This window comes from Agrobacterium sp. CMT1, assembly GCF_037203725.1.
Classification (GTDB): Bacteria; Pseudomonadota; Alphaproteobacteria; order Rhizobiales; family Rhizobiaceae; genus Agrobacterium; species Agrobacterium pusense.
Genome location: NZ_JBBCAR010000013.1, coordinates 120,771 through 143,053 on the forward strand (window position 1 = coordinate 120,771; position 22,283 = coordinate 143,053).

Below are 22,283 nucleotides of genomic sequence, written 5' to 3' on the forward strand. Positions count from 1 at the left end.
GCATTCGCACGCAAACAAAAAGTGGTTCATCCGGCTGTTGAGCCGGGCGATTGGTGACGTGCAATAACAGATCATTTGCAGCAAGTCCAGCCGGTAGCGCATATTCAGCCACAAAATGCGCGCCGTCCCGCAATCTTTCGGCCATGTCGAAACAAAACCATTGCCGCGTCGCAAAATGGATATTGCCTCCCATCCCGATTTGCCATGTGTATGATACGGGCCGGGGCTATGTTCCAGGCCTCTGGCCGGTTCTCGAGGAGCAGATTGCGAATGCGCAAATATTCCGTTTTTGCCGTGGCGCGTGAGGCGCTTAGGGGTCATAAGGGCTGGGATGCGCAATGGGCCTCACCCGAGCCGCGCAAGGACTATGATGTCATCATCATTGGCGGGGGCGGCCACGGTCTCGGCGCGGCATATTATCTTGCCAAGGAACATGGCATTACCAATGTCGCAGTCCTGGAAAAAGGCTGGCTCGGCGGTGGCAATACCGGCCGCAACACCACCATCATCCGCTCCAACTATCTCTATGAAGAGAGCATGGATATTTACGAGCATTCCCTGAAGCTATGGGAGGGCTTGAGCCAGGATCTCAATTATAACGTCATGTATTCGGCGCGTGGCGTGATGATGCTGTCGCACAATATCCATGACCGGCAGTCCTTCAGCCGTCATATCAATGCCAACCGTCTTTATGGCATCGACAATGAGTGGCTGACGCCGGAGCAGGCAAAGGCGTACTGTCCGCCGCTCGACATATCCGGCAATGCGCGTTACCCGATCAATGGCGCAGCCCTTCAGCGCCGCGGCGGCACGGCACGCCATGACGCTGTCGCCTGGGGCTATGCGCGCGCGGCCTCCGACCGCGGCGTGCATATCATCCAGAACTGCGAGGTGACCGGCATTCGCCGCGGGCCTGATGGCGCGGTGACGGGTGTCGAGACCAATCGCGGCTTCATCGGCGCCAAGAAAATCGGCGTTTCTGCCGCCGGTCATTCCTCGGTCATCATGAAGATGGCGGATGTTCGCGTTCCCCTGCATTCCAACCCGCTGCAGGCGCTGGTGTCGGAGCCGCTGAAGCCGATCTTCCCCTGTGTCGTCATGTCCAACACGGTGCACGCCTATATTTCGCAGTCCGACAAGGGCGAGCTGGTCATCGGTGCTGGTACCGACCAGTATAATTCCTATTCGCAGACCGGTGGTCTCCAGATCATCACCCACACGCTGGACGCCATCTGCGAGCTGTTTCCGATCTTCCGGCGGGTGAAGATGATGCGCCAGTGGGGCGGCATCACCGATAACACACCTGATCGTTCCGCCATCCAGAGCGTGACGCCGGTGCCAAACCTTTTCGTTAATTGCGGCTGGGGCACCGGCGGCTTCAAGGCGACGCCGGGCTCCGCCAATCTCTTCGCGCATCTCATCGCCCGCGGTGAACCGCATCGCCTGGCGGCCGGGCTGACGCTTGACCGGTTCCGCACCGGCCGCCTGATTGATGAGGCTGCCGCTGCCGCGGTGGCGCATTGATGCTGGCGGCGGCCATGCTTGCGATCAATATATCAGGCGCGGCCGAGGCCGTGCCCGCCGGTAGCGTCATTCCCGGGGCCGAGGATTTTCGCAGCCAGAAGATTGCGAAGATGCAGGGTGAGAAAGACTGGCCCTTCACGGCGGAAAAAGGCCTGCTTTTGTGTGCTCCCAGCCTCGCGGACAAGATGGTCTATTTTGTCGGAGAGAATGAGGATGGCGAGCAGGATTATCCCTTCGCGATCGACACCGACATGATGGCGGTCGCCATCGTCAATATGGGCCGGGCCTCGGCGTTGCGTCCCTTCGATAATTTTGAGCAGCTTTTAAAGCGGCTTTCCCCTTTTGTAGCCATGGGGAAGCGGCTGTGTGACCAACCCGCCGGAACGATCCTTCCGGAAAATTCTCTCTAGGTGGAGCGACGATGCTTCTGATCCATTGCCCCTATTGCGGGGAAGACCGTTCCGAACTGGAATTCCGCTGGGCGGGCGAAGCCCATATCGCCCGGCCGGAAAACATCGCCGATATTTCCGACGAGGCCTTCGCGGAATATTTCTTCATCCGCGACAACGACAAGGGCCTCGTTTTCGAGCGCTGGCGTCACATTCACGGCTGCGGCCGCTTTTTCAACGCCGCCCGCGATTCGGTAAGCGACAGATTCCTGATGACCTACAAGGCGGGTGAACCGAAACCCGATATTGAAACGGTCCTTTCGGCAGAAAAGGGAGCCGGGCAATGAGCGGCGATTATCGTATCAAGGGCGCAGGCCGTCTCACGCCGGCGAGAACCGCGCGCTTTACCTTTGACGGCAAGATCTATCCGGCGCTGGAGGGCGACACCGTCGCGTCAGCCCTTCTGGCCAATGGCGTGCATCTGATAGGCCGCTCGTTCAAATACCACCGTCCGCGTGGTTTCCTGTCGGCCGGGCCGGAGGAACCGAATGCGCTGATTGACGTTTCCCGCGACAGCCTGCGCAAGCAGCCCAACGTGCGCGCTACGGTGCAGGAAGTCTTCGACGGCGCGATTATCGCCTCGCAGAACCGTTTCCCGTCACTGTCCTTCGATCTGAGCGCCATCAACGATCTTCTGTCGCCGATGTTCGCGGCCGGTTTCTACTACAAGACGTTCATGTGGCCGAAGGCCGCCTGGCACAAGATTTACGAACCGCTGATCCGCCGCGCCGCCGGTCTCGGCAAGGCGCCGAGCGAGCCGGATGCGGATCATTATTCCGGACGTTATGCCCATTGCGACGTGCTGGTGGCCGGCGCTGGTGTCGCCGGTCTCACAGCTGCGCTTTCTGCCGCGAAAACTGGCGTCAGCGTCATTCTGGTGGATGAGAATGCGGACGTCGGCGGAGCCCTGCGTTTCGATGCCGGCGCGGTCATCGACGGTCTCGCCGGTTATGAATGGGCGCAGAAGGTTTTTGCCGAGCTGAAGTCCCTGCCCAATGTGCGGGTTCTGACGCGCACGACCGCCTTTGGTTATTACAACCACAATTTTGTCGCGCTCGCCGAACGCGTCACCGATCATCTCGCGACGCCGGCCAAACATCAGCCGCGCGAGCGCCTTTGGCAGGTCCGCGCCAAAAAGGTCGTGCTGGCGGCCGGTGCGATCGAGCGCCACATGGTCTTCGCCAACAATGACCGGCCTGGCATCATGCTGGCTTCGGCCGCCCGCACCTATCTGAACCATTACGGCGTCGCCGTGGGCCACAATGTCGGTGTCTACACCGCTCATGATTCCGCCTATGAGACTGCCTTTGATCTGAAGAAGGCCGGGGTGAAGATCGCCGCCATCGTCGATTGCCGCGAAAATCCGGACCAGCGTCTGCTGGACGCGGCCCGGGCGCTCGGCATCGAGGTGCTGGCGGGGAACAGCGTTTACAACACCGCCGGCCGCCTGCGCGTATCTTCCATGACGGTTGGCCGCAATGGCGGGTCGAACAAGCGCAAGATCGCCATCGACGCGCTTGTTGTCTCCGCCGGCTGGACGCCTTCAGTGCATCTGTTCTCGCAATCGCGCGGCAAGCTGAAGTTTGACGCGGCTAACCAGCGTTTCCTGCCTGACATCCATGTGCAGAACTGCGTCTCCATCGGCGCCTGCAATGGCACGGATGATCTTTCGGCGCTGATCGCCGAGGCCGCGGCTGCGGGTGGCGGCGCGGTGGCGTTTTCCGGTGAAAACGCCCGGGCCTGGACAGGCGGCATGATTGGTGCGGCGGAGGGTGCAGGCGAGGGCACCGGCGTCAAGGCTTTCATCGATTTCCAGCACGATGTCTGCGCCAAGGATATTCGCCTTGCCGTCCGCGAAGGCATGCATTCGGTCGAACACATCAAGCGCTTCACCACCAATGGCATGGCGTCCGACCAGGGCAAGATGTCGAACATGCATGGCCTTGCCATTGCATCGGAAGCGCTCGGCCGGGATTTGCCCAAAGTCGGCCTCACCACCTTTCGCCAGCCCTATACGCCGGTTACTTTCGGCACGCTCATCAACCATTCACGCGGCGCGCTGTTCGATCCCGCGCGCAAGACGCCGATGCACGACGAAGAGCTGGCGGCTGGCGCGGTATTCGAGGATGTCGGCAACTGGAAGCGCGCCTGGTTCTTCCCGCGGGCGGGCGAGGACATGCATGAAGCGATCAACCGTGAATGCAAGACGGTTCGTGAGAGCGTTGGCGTGTTTGATGCCTCCACCCTCGGCAAAATCGAGGTGGTGGGCCCGGATGCGGCGAAGTTCCTGAACCTCATCTACACCAATGCCTGGGATACGTTGAAACCCGGCCGCTGCCGTTATGGCATCATGACCCGCGAAGACGGCTTCGTTTACGATGACGGCGTTGTTGGGCGCCTGGCCGAAGACCGTTTCCACGTGACGACGACGACGGGCGGCGCGCCGCGCGTTCTCCAGCACATGGAGGACTATCTCCAGACCGAATTCCCCGATCTCGATGTCTGGCTGACATCGGCAACCGAACAATGGGCCGTGATTGCCGTGCAGGGGCCGAAGGCGCGCGAGGTTATCGCGCCTTTCGTCGAGGGTATCGACCTTTCGCCGGAGGCCTTTCCGCATATGGCGGTGGCGGAAGGCAAGTTCTGCGGCGTGCCGACGCGGCTTTTCCGCGTCTCCTTCACCGGCGAACTCGGTTTCGAAATCAATGTGCCTGCCGATTACGGCGCAGCAGTCTGGTCTGCAATCCGGGAGAGGGCGGAAGCCGTCGGCGGCTGCCTCTATGGTACCGAAACAATGCATATCCTGCGTGCCGAAAAGGGCTATATCATCGTCGGGCAGGATACGGACGGCACCGTGACGCCCGATGATGCCGGGCTTGCCTGGGCTGTCTCCAAAAAGAAAACGGATTTCGTCGGCATTCGCGGTCTGAAACGCCCCGATCTAACGCGCTCCGGCCGCAAACAGCTTGTTGGCCTGAAGACGAAGGACCGGCTGACCGTTCCGGAGGAGGGCGGTCAGATCGTTGCCGATCCAAACCAGCCAAAGCCAATGACCATGCTCGGCCACGTCACCTCCGCTTATTGGTCGGAAAATCTCGGCCACTCCATTGCTTTCGCCTTGGTGGCGGATGGCAGGGCGCGCATGGGCGAAACGCTCTATATTCCGCTTGCCGATAAAACCATTGCCGTCGAAGTGACCGACATGGTCTTCCTCGACAAGGAAGGAGCCCGTCTCAATGGCTGATATGCTGCACGCAAAACGCAAATCCGTGCTTGAGGATTTTCACGGCGGTTCCCCCTTCGTATCGCTGAAGCCTGCGGCTTCTGCCTCGCGGTTGTCGCTGCGGGCACGCGAGAGCGCCGTGCCGGCGCTGTCCGAAGCGCTCGGTCTTGCCCTGCCGACCAGCCCGAAAAGCTCGGTCACCTCTGGTCTGCGATCCGCCCTGTGGCTCGGCCCGGATGAATGGCTGCTGATCGATCAGGGCGAAAGCGATCTCATGGTGGCGCTTGCCGGCGTTTCCGGCCTGTTTTCGGCAACTGATATTTCCCACCGCAACACCGCCATCATCGTTTCCGGCGCTGGCGCGGAAGCAGCTCTCAATGCCGGCTGCCCGCAGGACCTTTCTCTTGCAAGGTTCCCGGTAGGTGGCTGCTCACGCACTATTTTCGGCAAGGCGGAAGTGGTCCTGCTGCGCACGGGGGATGACACATTCCGGGTGGAGTGCTGGCGCTCATTCGCGACCTATGTCGGTGGGCTGCTGCAGGAGGCGGCTGAGGACGTGGCGGTTTAACTCTCTGTCCAACCCCGCCATTCCACCCATCGCCCATGGAAATCGGCGCGGCCGATTTCCTGCTTTTCGCCGCCCGGCCAGATTTGAAGCATAATTGCAGCACCGCCGGGCGTCGCATCCGCTTCCATTTGCAGCCGGGCAAGCGGGGCGTCCGGCGTGGCGCGGGTGCCGGCCTCGGCAATCACAGTCTCGCCGGCCTGTTTCAGGTCATCGGGCAGATATTGCCAGGCGACGGAATGATAGATGACATGGGCAGCGCCCGGATATTGCGTGGCAAGGCGGCGTTGCAGCCAGTCGACAGCGTCGGCCTTCTCGACATGCAGAGCGTGTTCCATCGCTATGCGCAGGGCGGCGGCCGTTCGTTCCAGCCTGTCGGTCTGGTCGGCCCAGACATAGGACATCAGCCGCAGACGATCTTCCGCGGATGACGGATCAAGTGGGTTGATATCGCAGCCGGCGCGCTCGATAACGTCGATCCGCTCATGGGCGGGGGTGTCGCCGCGCCACTCCGGTGACAGGAAAACATCGGATTGTTCACCCCAGACGAGATCGCCGAGGCGATATCGGTAACGGTCAAATTGCAAGTTGAGGCCAGCGCTGGCCCCGACTTCGGAAAGCACCAGCGGCTTGCCCGTCATTTTCGCAATCGAAAGAAAGCCAGGCAGCAGAACGGCAGAACGGCGAACCTCGTTGGTCTGCGGCGGTGATTGCAACCTTTCGAGGATGAAGGCGGAATGAAAACGCAGGGCGTTTGCACATGCCTGCCAGAGCGCTTCTTCGTTTTCCGGCGGAATATCGGCGAGCGGCGCGATCTTTTCCTCTATGGCAAGCGCATGCAGGGCGCCGGCCAGCCGTAGCGGTACGGAATCTCCGGATGGGCCGACATCGCCGGACCAGGACAAAATTCGCTCGCCGACCTCTGTCTGGCGGTCGAGCCTTGTTGCCATGGCGCGGCAAAGCCGTGCCGTGAAGGGAGAGCCGAGGCTGTCGCAGGCTCTTGCCTGAACGAGAAACGCATTCCTTACGGCTTCGTCATGCATGCGGTCTCTCCCTCGTGGGTTTCAGGCGTCCTCCGGCCTGTCCTCCGGATTGAACTGGCTGATGGTGGTCCAGCGCGCGGTTAGCGCCGGCTTTTTCTCGTTTTCGATTTCCACCGTCACATCGTAGGTGGTCATCAGCATGGAGGCTCCGCGAAAGCGCGTCTCAGCCAGGGTGAAACGGCCGCGCACGCGAGCACCGCTTTTGACCGGAGCGACGAAACGAATGGCGTCGAAGCCGTAATTGATGCCCATGGTCTGCTCGCGAATGCGCGGCAGGGCGTCGTAATTCAGGGCCGAAAGCAGAGACAGCGTCAGGAACCCATGCGCAATGGTGCCGCCAAAGGGACTTTCCGCTTTGGCGCGTTCCGGGTCTGTGTGGATGAACTGGTCATCCAGTGTTGCTTTTGCGAAGCTGTCGATCATCGTCTGGTCTACCGTGATCCAGTCGGAAACGCCCATTTCTGTGCCAACGTGGTTTTTCATCTCGGCCAGCGCAATTTCTTTTGTCATGTTACCTCGTCCGCATTGTCTCCCGCGACTTATACGGCGCGTGACGCGACGGGATCAACCGCGCAAATAAAACACCACCGAACGGGCTGGAAGGAAGGCGGGGTTACCGAAATCCGTGCCGATGGCGGACCAGCCACCGCCCGGCAGGGTGAAAGGCACGATCTCACGGCTGCGGTTTATCAGCACGGCAAGTTCAGCGTCGGCACCAGTTTCCCGGTCGAGGGTGGAAAGCACCATGGCAAAAGCCTGCGCAATTGGCCTTTCCCAGTCTGCCGTCGTCATCGGCTCGCCGGCGGGGGCGAGCCATGTCACATCGCCATGGCCTGAGAAGAAGCCTGTCCTCGAAAACACATCGAAACGTTTGCGCAATGACGCGAGAAAGGCCGTATGGTCGATCAATTCGCGGGAAAGCGATGACCAGTCGACCCAGCTTATCTCATTGTCCTGGCAATAGGCGTTGTTGTTGCCTTGCTGGCTGCGGCCGCCCTCGTCGCCCGCCGTGAGCATCAGGGCGCCGCGAGAGACGAAAAGCGTGGAAAGCAGCGCCTTCACATCTGCAGTACGCGCGGCTCTAATGACGGGATCGTCTGTCAGCCCCTCAAAACCATTGTTCCAGGAATGGTTGTCATTATGGCCGTCGCGATTGCTCTCGCCGTTTTTCTCATTGTGCTTATGTTCGTGGCTGACGAGATCGTAGAGGGTGAAACCGTCATGGGCAGCGAGAAAATTGACGCTGCGGGTGTTCTGGCGGCCATGGCGGGAAAAGATCGGCGAGGAACCGGAAAGCGCATCGGCCAGCGCCCCGGTCGTGCCGGCGTCCCCGCGCCAGAACCGGCGCATGTCGTCGCGGGCGCGATCGTTCCATTCGAGGAAGCTTTCCGGAAAATTGCCGAGCTGGTAACCGCCGGGGCCGATATCCCACGGTTCGGCGATTAGCAGGCGGTCATAAAGCGCCGGGTCCGAATGCATGGCCGAGAGCGTTTCGCTTGCCGTTTCGAAGCCATTGGCCGTTCGTCCGAGCACTGGGGCCAGATCAAAGCGGAAACCGTCCACGCCGGCACTCAGAACGAAATGCCTGAGAGAATCGATAATAAGCTGCCGGATATAGGGATGGTCGCAGGCGACCGTGTTGCCGGTGCCGGTATCGTTGACCAGAACCCCCGGTTTGCCCGGCGGGTGACGAAAGGCGGTGAGATTGTCGAGCCCGCGCAGCGACAGAACCGATCCTTCGATATCGCTTTCACCCGTGTGGTTGAAGACCAGATCGAGAATGACGCCGATTCCCTGCGCATGCAGCGCTGCAACCGTCTCGCGCAGTTCCCGCACACCACCGGGACAGAGTCGCGGATCAAGCGCCATGAAGCCGACGGGATTATAACCCCAGGCATTGGAAAGGCCGAGAGGCGGCAGGTGACGCTCGTCGATCCACGCGGTAATCGGCATCAGCTCCACCGCGTCGACGCCGATTTTTTTCAGGTGGGCGAGGATGGCGGGATGGGCGAGCGCGGCGACGGTGCCCCGGATGTCTTCCGGCACCTCGGGATGCAGCTGCGAAAAGGACTTCACGGAAAGTTCGTAAATCAGCCCACTTTCGGCGAAAAGCGGGGGTTGGCGCTTGAGCGGCTCATGGCTGGCAAGAATTGCCTTGGGCACGATGTGGCCCGTTTCCTGACCAAAGGCAAAAAGGGCTGGATCATGCCGGAAGGGACGGTCTATCTCGGTGGCATAGGGGTCGAGCAGCAACTTTGCGGGATCGAACCACAGGCCATGTTCGGGCGAATAAATACCGTGAGCGCGAAAGCCGTAACGCGTACCCGGGCCAGCGTCGGAGACGATCAATCCGTGAATGTCGCCTTCACCGCGCACCATTGGCAGGCGCGCCATCTCTTTTTCCCCGGCCGTATCGAAGAGACAAAGATCGATCTGGGAGGCGTGCCGGGAATAGACCGTGAATTCCGTTCCGTTTTCCGTCTGCAGCGCGCCTTTGGGGAAAACGGAAGGTGTCTGCATTATCTGTCTCCGCTAGATAATATCTCTTCTGAAAGGTATCGGCAGAATAGGAGGGTTGGAAATCCTCCTCCGTCATCCTCGAGCAAGCCCGAGGATGACGCCGAGCAGGGTGGCGGACGTGTCACTCCAACGAGTTGCTTTGTGAACTCATCGTATTGTGCCCGGCTCTCTCAGGAGAAAGCAGCGCCGCAGCCAGCTTATGTGATAACGCTCGGCGCGCTTCGTCCCGTATGAGCCTTGATGCCGGCGATCGTATCTGCAACGGCAATCAGGTCGGCGAGCGCTTCCTGCGTTTCGATGCCGTGACGCGCCGCGTCCGGCTCGTAACGCTCGACATAGAGACGAAGTGTGGCGCCCGCCGTACCGGTGCCGGAAAGGCGCAGCACGATGCGCGAACCGCCTTCGAACAGGATGCGGATACCCTGGTTCTTGCTGACGGACTGATCGACCGGATCGTGATAGGCAAAATCATCTGCTGCGGCGACCTTCAGATTGCCGTAGCTGGTGCCGGGAAGTGTCGCGAGCTTTTCGCGCAGGGTCGCCACCAGCGTGTTGGCGGCGTCCGAATCCACTTCCTCATAGTCGTGGCGGGAGTAATAATTGCGGCCATATTCGGCCCAGTGCTTTGTGACGATGTCCTTCACGCTTTCCTTGCGGGCGGCGACGATGTTCAGCCAGTAGAGCACGGCCCAGAGACCATCCTTCTCGCGTACATGATTGGAGCCTGTGCCGAAGCTTTCTTCGCCGCAGATCGTCACCCTGCCGGCATCCATGAGGTTGCCGAAGAACTTCCAGCCGGTTGGAGTCTCGTACATGCCAAGGCCGAGCTTTTCCGCGACACGGTCAGCTGCCGCACTTGTCGGCATGGAACGGGCGATGCCGGAAATGCCTGCCGCGTAACCGGGCGCCAGTCTGGCATTGGCGGCGATGATCGCCAGACTGTCTGATGGCGTGACGAACATGCCCTTGCCGACGACCATGTTGCGGTCGCCGTCGCCATCGGAAGCAGCGCCGAAATCGGGGCCTTCCGGGCTCATGACATCGTCATAAAGCTCCTTGGCGTGGACAAGGTTAGGGTCGGGGTGATGGCCGCCGAAGTCCGGCAGCGGTGTAGCATTGCGGACCGAGCCCTTCGGAGCGCCAAGCCGCTTTTCGATGATCTCAACGGCATAAGGGCCTGTGACGGCGCTCATGGAATCGACCACGACCTTGAAGCCGCCGGCGATGAGGGCACGGATGGCATCGAAATCGAACAGCTCTTCCATCAGGGCGGCATAATCGGCGACCGGGTCGATCACCTCGACCGTCAGATCGTCCACCTTGAAGCTGCCCACCTTGTCGAGGTCGATATCGGCGGCGTCTGAAATTTTGTAGCTGTCTATGACCTTGGAACGGGCGTAGATCGCGTCGGTGATCTTTTCCGGGGCGGGACCGCCATTGCCGATATTGTATTTGATGCCGAAATCTTCGGTGGGGCCGCCGGGATTGTGGCTAGCGGAGAGCACGATACCGCCGAAGGCCTTGTATTTGCGGATGATGTTGGATGCGGCCGGCGTGGAGAGAATGCCGCCCTGACCGACCAGAACCTTGCCGAAGCCGGCGGCGGCGGCCATCTTGATCGCCTTCTGGATGACTTCGCGGTTGTAGTAACGGCCATCGCCGCCGATCACCAGCGTCTGGCCTTCAAAGCCCTCAAGCGCGTCGAAGATCGACTGGATGAAGTTCTCGGCGTAATTTTCCTGGGCGAAGACGGGCACCTTCTTGCGCAGGCCTGAAGTGCCCGGCTTCTGGTCCTGATAGGGCTTCGTCTGAACAGTCTTGATCATTGGTTCAATGGCCTTTCGAAATAAGCTGGCTGTAAAGCGCGGCGTAAAGGCCGGCGCTCTTTTCCCAGGAAACATCGGATTTCATCCCGAGTTTCTGCATCTGTGTCCATAGTTTCGGGTCGTGATAATAACGGATGGTCCGGCGGATCGCCTGTTTGAGTCCATCAAGCGTGACGGGGGAAAATTGCACACCGGTCGCCGACTTGTTGGCGATGGCGGCATGGTTGGCGTCGATCACCGTGTCTGCAAGGCCGCCGGTGCGGGCGACGACCGGAATGCAGCCGTAACGCAACGCATAAAGCTGGGTGAGGCCGCAGGGTTCGAAGCGCGAGGGGATGATGATCGCGTCGCAGCCCGCCTGCATGAGATGTGACAGGGGTTCGTTGTAACCGATGGCAACGCCGACGCGACCATGGTGGCGGGATGCTGCCGCCAGGAGCGCACCTTCCAGCGCCACATCGCCCGCGCCCAGCACCACCAGGCGGCCGCCGAGGGAAACGATCTCGTCCACGGCTTCGGCCATGAGGTCGATGCCCTTCTGCCAGGTGAGGCGTGAGATGACGCAAAACAGCGGGCTGTCGTCGTCGTCGATGCGAAAATGTTCGGCGACAGACTTCTTGTTCAGGGCCCGGTTTCTGAGATTGGCGGCGGAATAATTGTCATGAATCAGATGATCCGTTGCCGGGTTCCAGACGTCCGCGTCGATGCCGTTGACGATGCCGTGCAGCACATGGGCTCGGCTGCCGATAACGCCGTGCAGGCCCATGCCGAATTGCGGGGTGAGGATTTCCTCGGCATAGGAGGGACTGACGGTGCTGAGCGCCGTCGCCGTCTGCAGTCCGCCCTTGAGGAAACTCACATCGTTATAATATTCCACGCCCTCCATGCCGAAAGCATGGGCTGGTAGCCCAAGCTTGCTGAAGATGTTGGCGCCGAACTGCCCCTGGAAGGCAATGTTGTGAATGGTGAGCAGGCTCGGAATTTCAGGCGTTTCGGCATAACGCATGTAGACTGGCGCCATGGCAGCCTGCCAGTCATGAGCGTGCAGAAGATCCGGCCGCCAGTCGGGAAATTCGCCGGCTGCAATGCGGGCCGCCGCCAGCGAAAGCGCCGCAAAGCGCTTCCAGTTGTCGGGATAATCCTTGCCCGTCTGGTCGAGATAGGGCCCGCCGGAGCGCTCGTAATAAGCGGGCGAATCGAGGATAAGGAGATCCAGTCCCTCGTGCCGGCCTTCGAGCAGATCGGCCTTTTCGCCCAGCAGGTCGGTGAATTCGTAACATTTCACCGCGTTCGTCACGGCAGCTTTCACCGCCGGATACCCGGGTATCAGCGTGCGCGTCTTTACGCCATAGGCTTCGAGCGCGATGGGGAGCGCGCCGGCAACATCGGCGAGCCCTCCGGTCTTGATCAGGGGGTAGATTTCGGATGAAACCGAAAGGACATTCATCGGCGCTACAGGTCCAGCTTGTCGATCATCGATTGGGTGATAAGGCAGATGCCGTTTTCGGTACGGCGGAAACGTTTGGCATCCAGTTCTGGGTCTTCTCCTACAATCAGTCCTTCCGGAATGACCACGCCATGGTCGATGACGACATTGCTGAGCTGGGCATGACGCCCGATCTTCACACTCGGCAATACTACGGCATTCTCAAGGCGGGAGTATGAATTGGCGCGCACGCCTGTGAACAGAAGGCTGCGGTTGAGCGACGCACCCGAAATGATGCAGTCACCGGAAACGACCGAAGACACGGCCGAACCACGGCGGTTCTCGTCGTCATGGACGAATTTTGCCGGCGGGGTGATTTCCGCATAGGTCCAGATCGGCCAGGATTTGTCGTAGATATCGAGGTCAGGCACCACATCCGTCAGGTCGATGTTGGCCTGCCAGTAGGCGTCGATTGTGCCGACGTCCCGCCAGTAGGGGCCATGCTCGAAATCCGAACGCACGCAGGAGTCTGCGAAGCGGTGGGCAACGGCTTTGCCGTGTTTCACGATATAGGGAATGATGTCCTTGCCGAAATCGCGGCTGGAGGTGGGGTCTGCGGCGTCGCGGCGCAGCGCTTCCATCAGGAATTTCGTGTGGAAGACATAGATGCCCATGGAGGCGAGCGCAAAACCCTCATTGCCGGGAATGCCGGGCGGATCGGCGGGCTTTTCAATGAAATCGATGATCTCGTCTTTTTCATTCACATGCATGACGCCGAAGCCGGTTGCTTCCATACGCGGCACTTCAAGGCAGCCGATCGTCACATCCGCACCGGAATCGACATGCTGCTGCAGCATGTATTCGTAGTCCATTTTATAGATATGGTCGCCGGCGAGGATGACCATGTATTCCGGCCCATAGGGCTCGATAATGTCGATGTTCTGGTAAACCGCGTCTGCCGTACCCTCATACCATTGCGTTTCGGAAACGCGCTGGGAGGCGGGCAGGATGTCGAAGCTCTCATTACGTTCGGGGCGGAAGAAGTCCCAGCCGCGCTGCAGGTGCCGAATGAGGGAGTGCGCCTTGTATTGCGTGGCGACGCCGATGCGGCGAATGCCGGAATTAAGTGCGTTGGAGAGCGCAAAATCGATGATGCGCGCCTTGCCGCCGAAATAAACGGCGGGTTTTGCCCGGCGGTCCGTCAGTTCCTTCAGGCGGCTGCCTCTGCCGCCCGCGAGGACATAGGCCATTGCATCACGCGCCAAAGGCTGAACTCTTTTTTCCGACATGGTGTCCTCCCTCTCTGTCTGTCAGTTTTCCGGCTCGAGCATGATCGTGGCGAGCGGCGGCAGGACGAGCATCGCCCCGATATCGCCGCCGGCATCGACCGCCTGAACGCGTCCGCCATTTCCCTTGCCGCTGCCGCCATAAATTTCGGCATCGGTGTTGAGAATCTCCCTCCACCGCCCCGCCTGGGGCAGCGGCACATAATAGTTTTCCCGATAGACCGGGGTGAGGTTGCAGATGACCGCGACCGGCTTTTCGCCGGGTGCCGTGCGCAGCCAGGCGAAGACGGAATTCTCGTGATCATCGACCACAAGCCAGCGAAAGCCGTCAGGTTCGCAGTCCCGGGCATGCAGGGCGGCTTTGGATCGGTAGGTGAGGTTGAGATCGCGCACGAGGCGGCGCATGCCTTCATGCATCGGATATTGGCGAAGGTTCCAGTCGAGCGCGCCCTTTTCGCTCCATTCGCTCCACTGCGCAAACTCCTGACCCATGAACAGCAGCTTCTTGCCGGGATAACCCCACATGAAGCCGTAATAGGAGCGGAGATTGGCGAATTTCTGCCAGTCATCGCCGGACATTTTGGCGATCAGCGACCCCTTGCCGTGCACAACCTCGTCGTGGGACAGCGGCAGCACGAAATTTTCAGTGAAGGCGTAAAGCAGACCGAAGGTCAGTTCCTGATGATGGAACTTGCGATGCACAGGCTCCCGCGAGAAATAACTCAGCGTGTCGTGCATGAAGCCCATATTCCACTTGAAACCGAAACCGAGGCCACCCTCATGAACGGGCTGCGACACTTTCGGCCAGGAGGTGGATTCCTCGGCAATCGTCATGACGCCCGGATGGGTGCCATAAACGAGGGAATTCATCTTCTGCAGGAAGCGCACGGATTCGAGATTTTCACGCCCGCCATATTCGTTCGGGATCCACTCGCCTTCCTTGCGGGAATAATCGAGATAGAGCATCGAGGCGACCGCATCGACGCGCAGGCCGTCGAGATGGAATTTTTCAGCCCAGTAAAGCGCGTTGTTGATGAGGTAGGACATGACCTCGACGCGGCCGAAATTATAGATCGCCGTGTTCCAGTCGGGATGGAAACCCTGACGCGGATCGGCGTGCTCATAGAGTGCGGTGCCATCGAACCAGCGAAGTCCATGTTCGTCGGTGGGAAAATGGGCGGGAACCCAGTCCAGCAAAACGCCGATGCCAACCTTGTGAGCGCCATTGACGAAGCGGGCAAACCCTTCGGGATCGCCAAAACGTGCGCTTGGGGCGTAGAGACCCGTCGTCTGGTAACCCCAGGAAGGGTCATAGGGATGTTCCGTAATCGGCAGGAACTCGATATGGGTGAAGCCCATATCCGTACAATAGGGAATGAGCTGGGCGGCGAGCTCGTCCCAACTTAGGAAGGTGCCGTCCTCACGACGCTGCCAGGAGCCGGCATGGACCTCATAGATGCTAATCGGCTGGCGGCGCTGGTCCACTTGCGCCCAATGCTCCCTATGGGCCTGATCTTCCCATTTTTGCGTCAGTTCGGACGTAGTGACGGAAGCGTTCTTCGGCCGCAACTCGGCGCGGCGGGCATAGGGGTCGGCCTTCAGCGGCAGCAGCTCGCCGTTTGCACCGAGAATCTCGAACTTGTAGGCGCAACCGGCATAGACATCGGGCGCGAAGATTTCCCAGATGCCCGTATCCTTGCGGAAACGCATCACATGCCGCCGGCCGTCCCAATTGTTGAAATCGCCAACCACGGAAACGCGCCGTGCATTCGGCGCCCAGACGGCGAAGTGAAAACCTTCAACGCCTTCGAGCTTCAGCGGGTGTGCGCCCATCCGGTCGAAAAGCCTGAGATGCGATCCTTCCCGGACGAAATAATCATCCATGGGGCCGAGAACCGGGCCGAAGCTGTAGGGGTCTGTCACAGCCCACTCGGCATCATCGCGGCAGGCGCGGTAACGCACCGGCTGGCGTTTCGAAATATCGATCGGGCCTTCAAAAAAGCCGTCCGGGTCCAGCTGCTTCAATTCGCCCACGAAATTTCCGTCCAGCGTCAGGACGGAAACCTCCTCGGCACCCGGAATGAAACAGCGGGCAGAAAACCCTTCCGGCGTTTCGTGAACGCCGAGAAGGGCAAAGGGATTGGAATGCAAACCGCTCTTGATCGCCTCGATTTCAGCCTTCGTGATGTCGCCAGTCTTTTTTTCTTCGGCCGAATTGAGCGGTTTTTTCATCAGGCTCTCCAGATCTCGGTGGCATATTGGCGGATCGTCCTGTCGGACGAGAACCAGCCCATGCGCGCCGTATTGCGCACTGTTTTGGCGTACCAGCTATCCGGATTACTCCAGATCGCATCTACTTCTCGCTGCGCACCGGCATAGGCGTCGAAATCGGCGGCAACCATGAACCAGTCGCTGTTGTAAATACCGTCGATCAGGCCGGCGAATCGTGAGCGGTCATCCGGCGAGAAGACGCCTGATGCGATGGACGAAAGGGCCTGCGACAGTTCCGACGATCCTTCGATGATCGCGCGGGGATTGTGACCCTCTGCACGGGCTCTGGCCACCTCATCGGCCGTCATGCCAAAAATGACGATGTTGTCTTCTCCGACATGATCGCGCATTTCAACGTTGGCGCCATCGAGCGTGCCGATGGTGAGTGCGCCGTTGAGGGCGAATTTCATGTTGCCGGTGCCGGAGGCTTCCATGCCGGCCGTCGAGATCTGTTCGGAGAGATCGGCGGCGGGTACCATGATTTCCGCGAGCGAGACGTTATAGTTCGGAACAAATACCACTTTCAGAAGCCCGCGCACGGCCGGATCGTTGTTGATGACCCGGGCAATATCGTTGGCAAGCTTAATGATCAGCTTCGCGTTGTGGTAACTCGGCGCCGCTTTGCCTGCAAAGAACTTAACGCGCGGAACCCAATCCAGTTCCGGGTGAGAACGAATCTGGTCATAAAGCGCGACGGTTTCCACGAGGTTCAGAAGCTGGCGCTTATATTCATGGATACGTTTGATCTGGATGTCGAACATGGCCGACGGATCGACGCGAATGCCCATGCGCTGCGCCACCGTATTGGCAAGGCGCACCTTGTTCAGACGCTTAACTTCGGCGAATTTCTCGCGGAACGCGGCATCGTCGGCGAAACGGTCGAGCGCTGTCAGCTTTTCCGCATCATCGAGGAAATCGTCGCCGATCGTTTCGCGAAGCAGGCTGGTGAGGCCGGGATTGCACTGCATCAGCCAGCGGCGCGGTGTGATGCCGTTGGTCTTGTTGTTGATACGGTCAGGATAGAGGCCGTGGAGATCGGCAAAGACCGTCTCCTTCATCAGCTCGGTATGGAGGGCGGAAACGCCGTTGATCGAATGAGAGCCGATGAAAGCGAGATTGCCCATGCGCACGCGGCGCTCGCCGCCTTCATCGATGAGCGAGATGGAGCGGATCTGCTGATCCGCCATCTTCTTTTCCTTACGGGCAAAGAGCAGCGTATTTGCGTTGATGGCGTAGACGATCTGCATGTGCCGGGGCAGAAGACGTTCGAGCAGCGGCACGGGCCAGCTTTCCAGCGCCTCCGGCAGCAGCGTGTGATTGGTGTAGGAGAAGGTACCCTGGGTGATCTTCCAGGCCTCATCAAATTCCAGCCCGTGCACATCGCATAGAAGGCGCATCATCTCCGCAATGGATATGGCCGGATGTGTATCGTTTAGCTGGATCGAGACCTTTTCCGGCAGCGAAGTAAAATCCGGATATTGCTGCAGATGGCGGCGCAGAATGTCCTGCAAGGAGGCGGAGGAGAAGAAGAATTCCTGCCGCAGGCGCAGTTCCTGACCGGCAGGTGTCGCGTCAGCAGGATAAAGAACCCGCGTCAGGCTCTCCGCCTTGTTGCTTTCACGCAGCGCGCCGATGTGGTCGCCAGCGTTGAAGGCAGCCAGCAGAATGGGATCGATCGGCTGTGCCGACCAGAGGCGGAGCGTGTTGACGCGCGTGCCGCGCCAGCCGACGACCGGCGTGTCATAGGCCATGGCGATGACGCGTTCGGCCGGTTTCCAGACGAAACGCTGCGGATCTTCATAACCGCCGATCGTCTCTACAGATCCGCCGAAGCCGATTTCGTAGGAGCTTTCGCGGCGTTCGAATTCCCAGGGGTTACCGTGGGCAAGCCATGTTTCCGGCAGTTCCACCTGCCATCCGTCAGCCATCTGCTGGCGGAAGAGGCCATGCACGTAACGGATGCCATAGCCATAGGCGGGGATATCAACCGTCGCCATGGATTCCATGAAACAGGCGGCGAGACGGCCAAGGCCGCCGTTGCCAAGGGCTGCGTCCGGCTCCAGCCCGGCGATGACGTCAAGATCGACGCCGAGGGAGGACAGCGCGTCGCGGATTTCATGCATCAGGCCGATATTGGAGATGGCGTCGCGCATCAGGCGGCCGATCAGGAATTCGAGCGACAGGTAATAAACGCGCTTGGAATTGTTGGCATAGGCCTTGCGGGTGGATTCCATCCACTTGTCGATGATGCGGTCGCGTACGACGAGAATGGTTGCGGTCAGCCAGTCATGCGGCTTGGCAACCTTGACGTCCTTGCCGATACGGTAGGTGAGGCGTTCGATGATTTCCGACGCCATGATTTCCGGGTTGGAACTGCGCGGCGCGGGACGGGGGAGATCGGCGGCGTTGAGATTATTGATCATTGGTCGGTCAGCACCTTGGTGGGAGGAGAGGGTCTGATGAGGTCGATCCGTGTTGCCTTTGCTGATGCCAGTTTATGCATCGATATGGAGGTGTGGCAACAGCAATTTTTTCGGAAAGTTGAACGGCTTAGGGTGATGAAAAATAAGACTTTTTACTCTGCGTTCCGAGGATCGCCGAAGGGATTGCCGGCCCATTATGGGTCGGTCCTGAACGGGTTTGCATGGTCTTCGCGATGGCGGGCAACGTGCAAGAAAGGGAGAGGCTGCAACACTTCTAAATGGTTCACCGGTCCTGAAATCTGTTTCGCTCTAATATTCCGTTTTGCGCGTCGAGCCGAAAATCGTGCTTATTCCGATCCGACGCCATGGACCACACACTAGCCTTCGCGGCTGCAAAAATTCAATGAAAATAAACGAGGCATCGCGGCAGCCGCACCGGTCGACGGAAGCGACGCCGCGAAACCGGGAAAATGCGGCCAGCAAAGCCGGGATTACGGAAGGAAAAAAGCCTGTGTCGTCATTTTTCCGGCGCGGATCGTCACGCTGGTATTTGGTGGAACGGCGCACCAGGGAGCACAATCGAAGGAAAAGGGTTCCGAACTCAACGCAATGCCTTCGTCCAGACCGCGCCAGTAAAGTGTCGGCGGCTTGTCATCGCTTGACCAGCGGAAGGCGTGAACGCAATCACCATCCATCAGAACGGCGCTGAATCTCAATGCGGAAGAGACACCTGCCGCCATCATCTTTTCCTGGCAAAGCCGCAGCGCGGTAGAGATGGCATTGACCGGGTCCACCTCAAGGCCATGGCCGGCGGCAATCAAGAAGATCGCTTCGCTATCGCCCGTGCCGCGTCGGGATGCATAGATGTCATCGGGGATAAGGTAATCGATATCGCGCCTGATCTGCTCATAGCCACCGATCTGGCCGTTATGCATGAAAAGGTATTTCCCATGCGCAAAGGGGTGGCAATTGGCGCGCGAGACTTCGCCCGACGTGGCGGATCGCACATGCGCCATGAACATGCCCGACCGAAGCTGGTGGCAAAGTGCCGCGAGGTTGGCGTCTGACCAGGCCGGCCGCGTGTCGCGAAAGACGCCGGGCGTTCCGCGTTCGCCATACCAGCCAAGGCCGCAACCATCACCATTGACGACGGTCTTGGCTTCCCTTGCTGCCATGGACTGGCTGACCAGCGAGGCTTCCGGCTCGATCAGCAGGCTGTCGAGCCAGACCGGTTTACCGGAATAGGCAAAGAGGCGGCACATTCATGCGGCTCTGTCGAAAGCCTTGTCTCCGAGCGCAAAGCCGACGGCGGCCTTCGCGTGAATGGCGGTCGAATCGTAACCCGGCAGCGGCAGGGCGTCGGGATCGATCAGCAGGGAAATTTCGGTGCAACCGAGAATGACGGAATCAACGCCGAGTGCGCGGGCCTTCTCGATGACCGCAAGATAGCGGTCACGCGAGCAGGACTTGATCTCGCCCTGGCACAATTCACCGAAGATGATGTCGTGGATGGCGGCCCTGTCTTCGGCATCCGGCACGACCACGTCGACGCCGTGGCGGCGCATCCGGTCCGTGTAGAAACCGTGTTCCATCGTGTAGCGGGTGGCGAGCAGCAGCGGCTTGCGGCGTCCATCCGTTTTCAGGGCGGCTGCGGTCTCGTCGATGATGTCAATCAGCGCCACGCCGGACATTTTCGCAACGGTATCGGCAACGAGATGCATGGTATTGGTGCAGATCAGTACACAATCGGCGCCGGCATTGGCAAGGCGCGCGCCTGCTGCACCCAGCAGCGCGCCGGCCTCATCCCAGCGGTCTGCCTTCTGAAGGGCGACGACCTCGGAAAAATCGAGCGAATGCATGACGATATCGGCCGAGACCAGGCCGCCGCGGCTGTCGCGAACCGCCTCGTTGATCATGCGGTAATAGGTTGCGGTGGATTCCCAGCTCATGCCGCCGATCAGGCCGATCCGTTTCATAAGAGTTCCCTTTTCAACTTTGATTGAAATAAGAATGCCATCGTCGCAACGAAAACGGCATGCGTTTTTGCGCAGTTTTCGCGGCCTGGATGCAAACTCGGCGCGCTTTCTGTCCCGGTGTCGCAAATTTCTTGCGCGCTTGCGTTAACCTGTGCATTGTTCACTGATGATTGATGACCGCGACCGCCGAATCCTTGCGATTCTCCAGGAAAATGCCGAAACCCCGCTCGCCGATATCGCAGAGGAAGTTTCCCTGTCGCTATCGGCCTGTTCGCGCCGCATCACGCGGCTACGAACGGAAGGTTACGTGACAGGCACCATGGCGCTGCTCGACCGGCGGAAGATCAATCTTCCGACCACGGTTTTCCTGCTGGTAAGAACGGGCCTTCATGCGGAGGACTGGCTGGACCGGTTCCATGCCGCGGTCAGCACCATCCCTGAAATCGTCGAGGTTCACCGGCTCACCGGCAATTTCGATTATATTCTGAAGCTCGTACTGCCGAATGTCGAATATTACGACACGGTCTACAAACAGATTCTACGCCGCGTGCAGCTTTACGACATGTCCGCCTATATCTCCATGGAGACGGTGAAACTGTCGTCTTCGCTGCCGACGACGCATATCTGAGGGCTATCGAACCGTGATCAGCGTGCTGCCTTGAAACGAACGCCAAAGCGGAAGCTTCGCGTCTCGCCCGGTCGAAGCGTGATTGCATCCGCGAGTTCCGCCTGGTTGAAGGCGTTGGTCGGCGTTTCCACGGGTTCGAGCGCGATGGAGCGCCGCCTGTCGCGTGCGAGCGTATCCCCGGTAAAGACATGCATGTGCCCACGCTCCTGCCAGACCGTCAGGCTTGAACCGTCATGCGGGTTTTCGAGCCTCGTCTCGTAACGCCCGTTTGCGGATGCAATCAGATCGGTGAAACAGGCATCGACCACATGCCCGGCCAGCGGGGTATGGAGAAAAAGGGTGTCGTTCCGTTTGACTAACCCGCCCTGTGGGTTTCGCAGGGGGATGAGATACTCGTTTGTTTCAATTGCTGTTCGCGAAGGCAGAGTGAGGAGAAGGTCGTCGATAGACGTGTTGCCGGGCAGGCGGAAATAGGGATGCCAGCCGGCCGCGAAGGGCAGGGGCCGGTCGTCGCGGTTGATGCCGCGTATGTCGATGGTAACGTCATGGCCGACGAAGCGATATTCCACTTCGATGGCGAGACGGTAAGGATAACCGCTGAAATCCGCAGGCGATATTTCGGCACGGAAGATGAGAGTATGAGCGCCGTTTTCCTCCGATGACTGGGCGAGGACGAAGGGCAGGGCTCTGGCAAATCCGTGGAAGACGAGGGCTTCATGGGCAAGCACCGGCTCAATGCGGTGCGTCTGCCCGGCAAAACTAAACCGACCATCCGGGATGCGGTTGGAGAAGGGCGCGAGAATGCCGTTCCTCACGCCATTTTGGGACTGCATTTCGGCGGGCGTCGAATATCCGTCGACAAGATTTTCGCCTCCGATGCCATCGGCAGAGACCGGCCGCCAGCTCAGAAGCGTCGCCCCTTGATAGGCGATTTCGGCAATGAAACCGGTTCCAGAAACGGTCAGACTGGCAATTCCCGTGCCTGTCGCGGAGGTGGTCATCGGGAAATTGTCCTTTGCATACATGCGTCTGCCGTCATCGGGGCCACTGCCGTGCCGATTCGCCTGATCATCTTCCCTGAAAGACAATTTCGCAATGGCTCGCAGGGACTGTATCAACAGGC

At 59.7% G+C, this 22,283-nt stretch carries 17 protein-coding genes; 6 read left to right on the top strand and 11 right to left on the bottom strand.

Annotated elements, in window-relative coordinates:
* The first annotated feature begins 270 nt into the window (after window positions 1–270).
* The 5 genes from WA845_RS15685 to WA845_RS15705 are packed head-to-tail and all read left to right on the top strand — an operon-like array spanning window position 271 to window position 5,764.
* Entirely contained in the window at window positions 271–1,524 is a 1,254-nt protein-coding gene (locus WA845_RS15685; protein ID WP_003522141.1) for a sarcosine oxidase subunit beta family protein, read from the top strand.
* On the top strand, window positions 1,524–1,934 hold the full coding sequence (locus tag WA845_RS15690; protein WP_004437734.1) for a hypothetical protein: 411 nt from the start codon (window positions 1,524–1,526) through the stop codon (window positions 1,932–1,934). Before WA845_RS15685 ends, WA845_RS15690 begins: the two co-directional genes overlap by 1 nt.
* Window positions 1,935–1,945: 11 nt before the next feature.
* Window positions 1,946–2,260 carry a sarcosine oxidase subunit delta gene (locus tag WA845_RS15695; protein WP_004437737.1) on the top strand — a complete coding sequence of 105 codons (315 nt, stop codon included), beginning with the start codon at window positions 1,946–1,948 and terminating at the stop codon, window positions 2,258–2,260.
* Window positions 2,257–5,217, top strand: coding sequence for a sarcosine oxidase subunit alpha family protein (locus tag WA845_RS15700; RefSeq protein WP_112555368.1), 2,961 nt, complete (start codon window positions 2,257–2,259; stop codon window positions 5,215–5,217). Before WA845_RS15695 ends, WA845_RS15700 begins: the two co-directional genes overlap by 4 nt.
* On the top strand, window positions 5,210–5,764 hold the full coding sequence (locus WA845_RS15705; protein ID WP_035207570.1) for a sarcosine oxidase subunit gamma: 555 nt from the start codon (window positions 5,210–5,212) through the stop codon (window positions 5,762–5,764). Before WA845_RS15700 ends, WA845_RS15705 begins: the two co-directional genes overlap by 8 nt.
* On the opposite strand, the gene WA845_RS15710 is transcribed toward WA845_RS15705, so the two are convergent.
* The 10 genes from WA845_RS15710 to WA845_RS15755 all read right to left on the bottom strand — a co-directional run bounded on the left by WA845_RS15710 (window position 5,761) and on the right by WA845_RS15755 (window position 20,532).
* Entirely contained in the window at window positions 5,761–6,804 is a 1,044-nt protein-coding gene (locus tag WA845_RS15710; RefSeq protein WP_112555370.1) for a DUF2332 domain-containing protein, read from the bottom strand. The genes WA845_RS15705 and WA845_RS15710 overlap by 4 nt on opposite strands.
* A gap of 21 nt (window positions 6,805–6,825) precedes the next feature.
* Window positions 6,826–7,314: a MaoC family dehydratase gene (locus WA845_RS15715; RefSeq protein WP_004437750.1), complete on the bottom strand. Its 489-nt coding sequence runs from the start codon at window positions 7,312–7,314 to the stop codon at window positions 6,826–6,828.
* Window positions 7,315–7,368: 54 nt separating this feature from the next.
* On the bottom strand, window positions 7,369–9,324 hold the full coding sequence (gene glgX, locus WA845_RS15720; RefSeq protein ID WP_006698101.1) for a glycogen debranching protein GlgX: 1,956 nt from the start codon (window positions 9,322–9,324) through the stop codon (window positions 7,369–7,371).
* A gap of 197 nt (window positions 9,325–9,521) precedes the next feature.
* Window positions 9,522–11,150, bottom strand: a complete 1,629-nt coding sequence (locus tag WA845_RS15725; protein ID WP_006698100.1) for an alpha-D-glucose phosphate-specific phosphoglucomutase — start codon at window positions 11,148–11,150, stop codon at window positions 9,522–9,524.
* 4 nt (window positions 11,151–11,154) lie between these two features.
* Window positions 11,155–12,597 carry a glycogen synthase GlgA gene (gene glgA, locus WA845_RS15730; protein WP_044459461.1) on the bottom strand — a complete coding sequence of 481 codons (1,443 nt, stop codon included), beginning with the start codon at window positions 12,595–12,597 and terminating at the stop codon, window positions 11,155–11,157.
* A gap of 5 nt (window positions 12,598–12,602) precedes the next feature.
* Window positions 12,603–13,865 carry a glucose-1-phosphate adenylyltransferase gene (gene glgC / locus WA845_RS15735; protein ID WP_004437759.1) on the bottom strand — a complete coding sequence of 421 codons (1,263 nt, stop codon included), beginning with the start codon at window positions 13,863–13,865 and terminating at the stop codon, window positions 12,603–12,605.
* A 21-nt stretch (window positions 13,866–13,886) separates the two neighbouring features.
* Window positions 13,887–16,094, bottom strand: coding sequence for a 1,4-alpha-glucan branching protein GlgB (gene glgB, locus WA845_RS15740; RefSeq protein ID WP_112416457.1), 2,208 nt, complete (start codon window positions 16,092–16,094; stop codon window positions 13,887–13,889).
* Entirely contained in the window at window positions 16,094–18,556 is a 2,463-nt protein-coding gene (locus WA845_RS15745; RefSeq protein WP_022563443.1) for a glycogen/starch/alpha-glucan phosphorylase, read from the bottom strand. Before WA845_RS15745 ends, glgB begins: the two co-directional genes overlap by 1 nt.
* A gap of 491 nt (window positions 18,557–19,047) precedes the next feature.
* On the bottom strand, window positions 19,048–19,818 hold the full coding sequence (locus tag WA845_RS15750; RefSeq protein WP_112555372.1) for a class II glutamine amidotransferase: 771 nt from the start codon (window positions 19,816–19,818) through the stop codon (window positions 19,048–19,050).
* Window positions 19,819–20,532, bottom strand: coding sequence for an aspartate/glutamate racemase family protein (locus WA845_RS15755; protein ID WP_006698095.1), 714 nt, complete (start codon window positions 20,530–20,532; stop codon window positions 19,819–19,821).
* A 166-nt stretch (window positions 20,533–20,698) separates the two neighbouring features.
* Here WA845_RS15755 and WA845_RS15760 point away from each other — a divergent pair, with 166 nt between their 5' ends.
* Window positions 20,699–21,160 (top strand): Lrp/AsnC family transcriptional regulator, encoded by a 462-nt coding sequence (locus WA845_RS15760; protein ID WP_003508584.1) that lies wholly within the window; start codon window positions 20,699–20,701, stop codon window positions 21,158–21,160.
* 17 nt (window positions 21,161–21,177) lie between these two features.
* Here WA845_RS15760 and WA845_RS15765 read toward each other — a convergent pair whose 3' ends face one another.
* A complete protein-coding gene (locus tag WA845_RS15765; RefSeq protein WP_112555433.1) occupies window positions 21,178–22,161 on the bottom strand; it encodes an aldose 1-epimerase in 984 nt (327 codons plus the stop codon).
* Window positions 22,162–22,283: the final 122 nt, after the last annotated feature.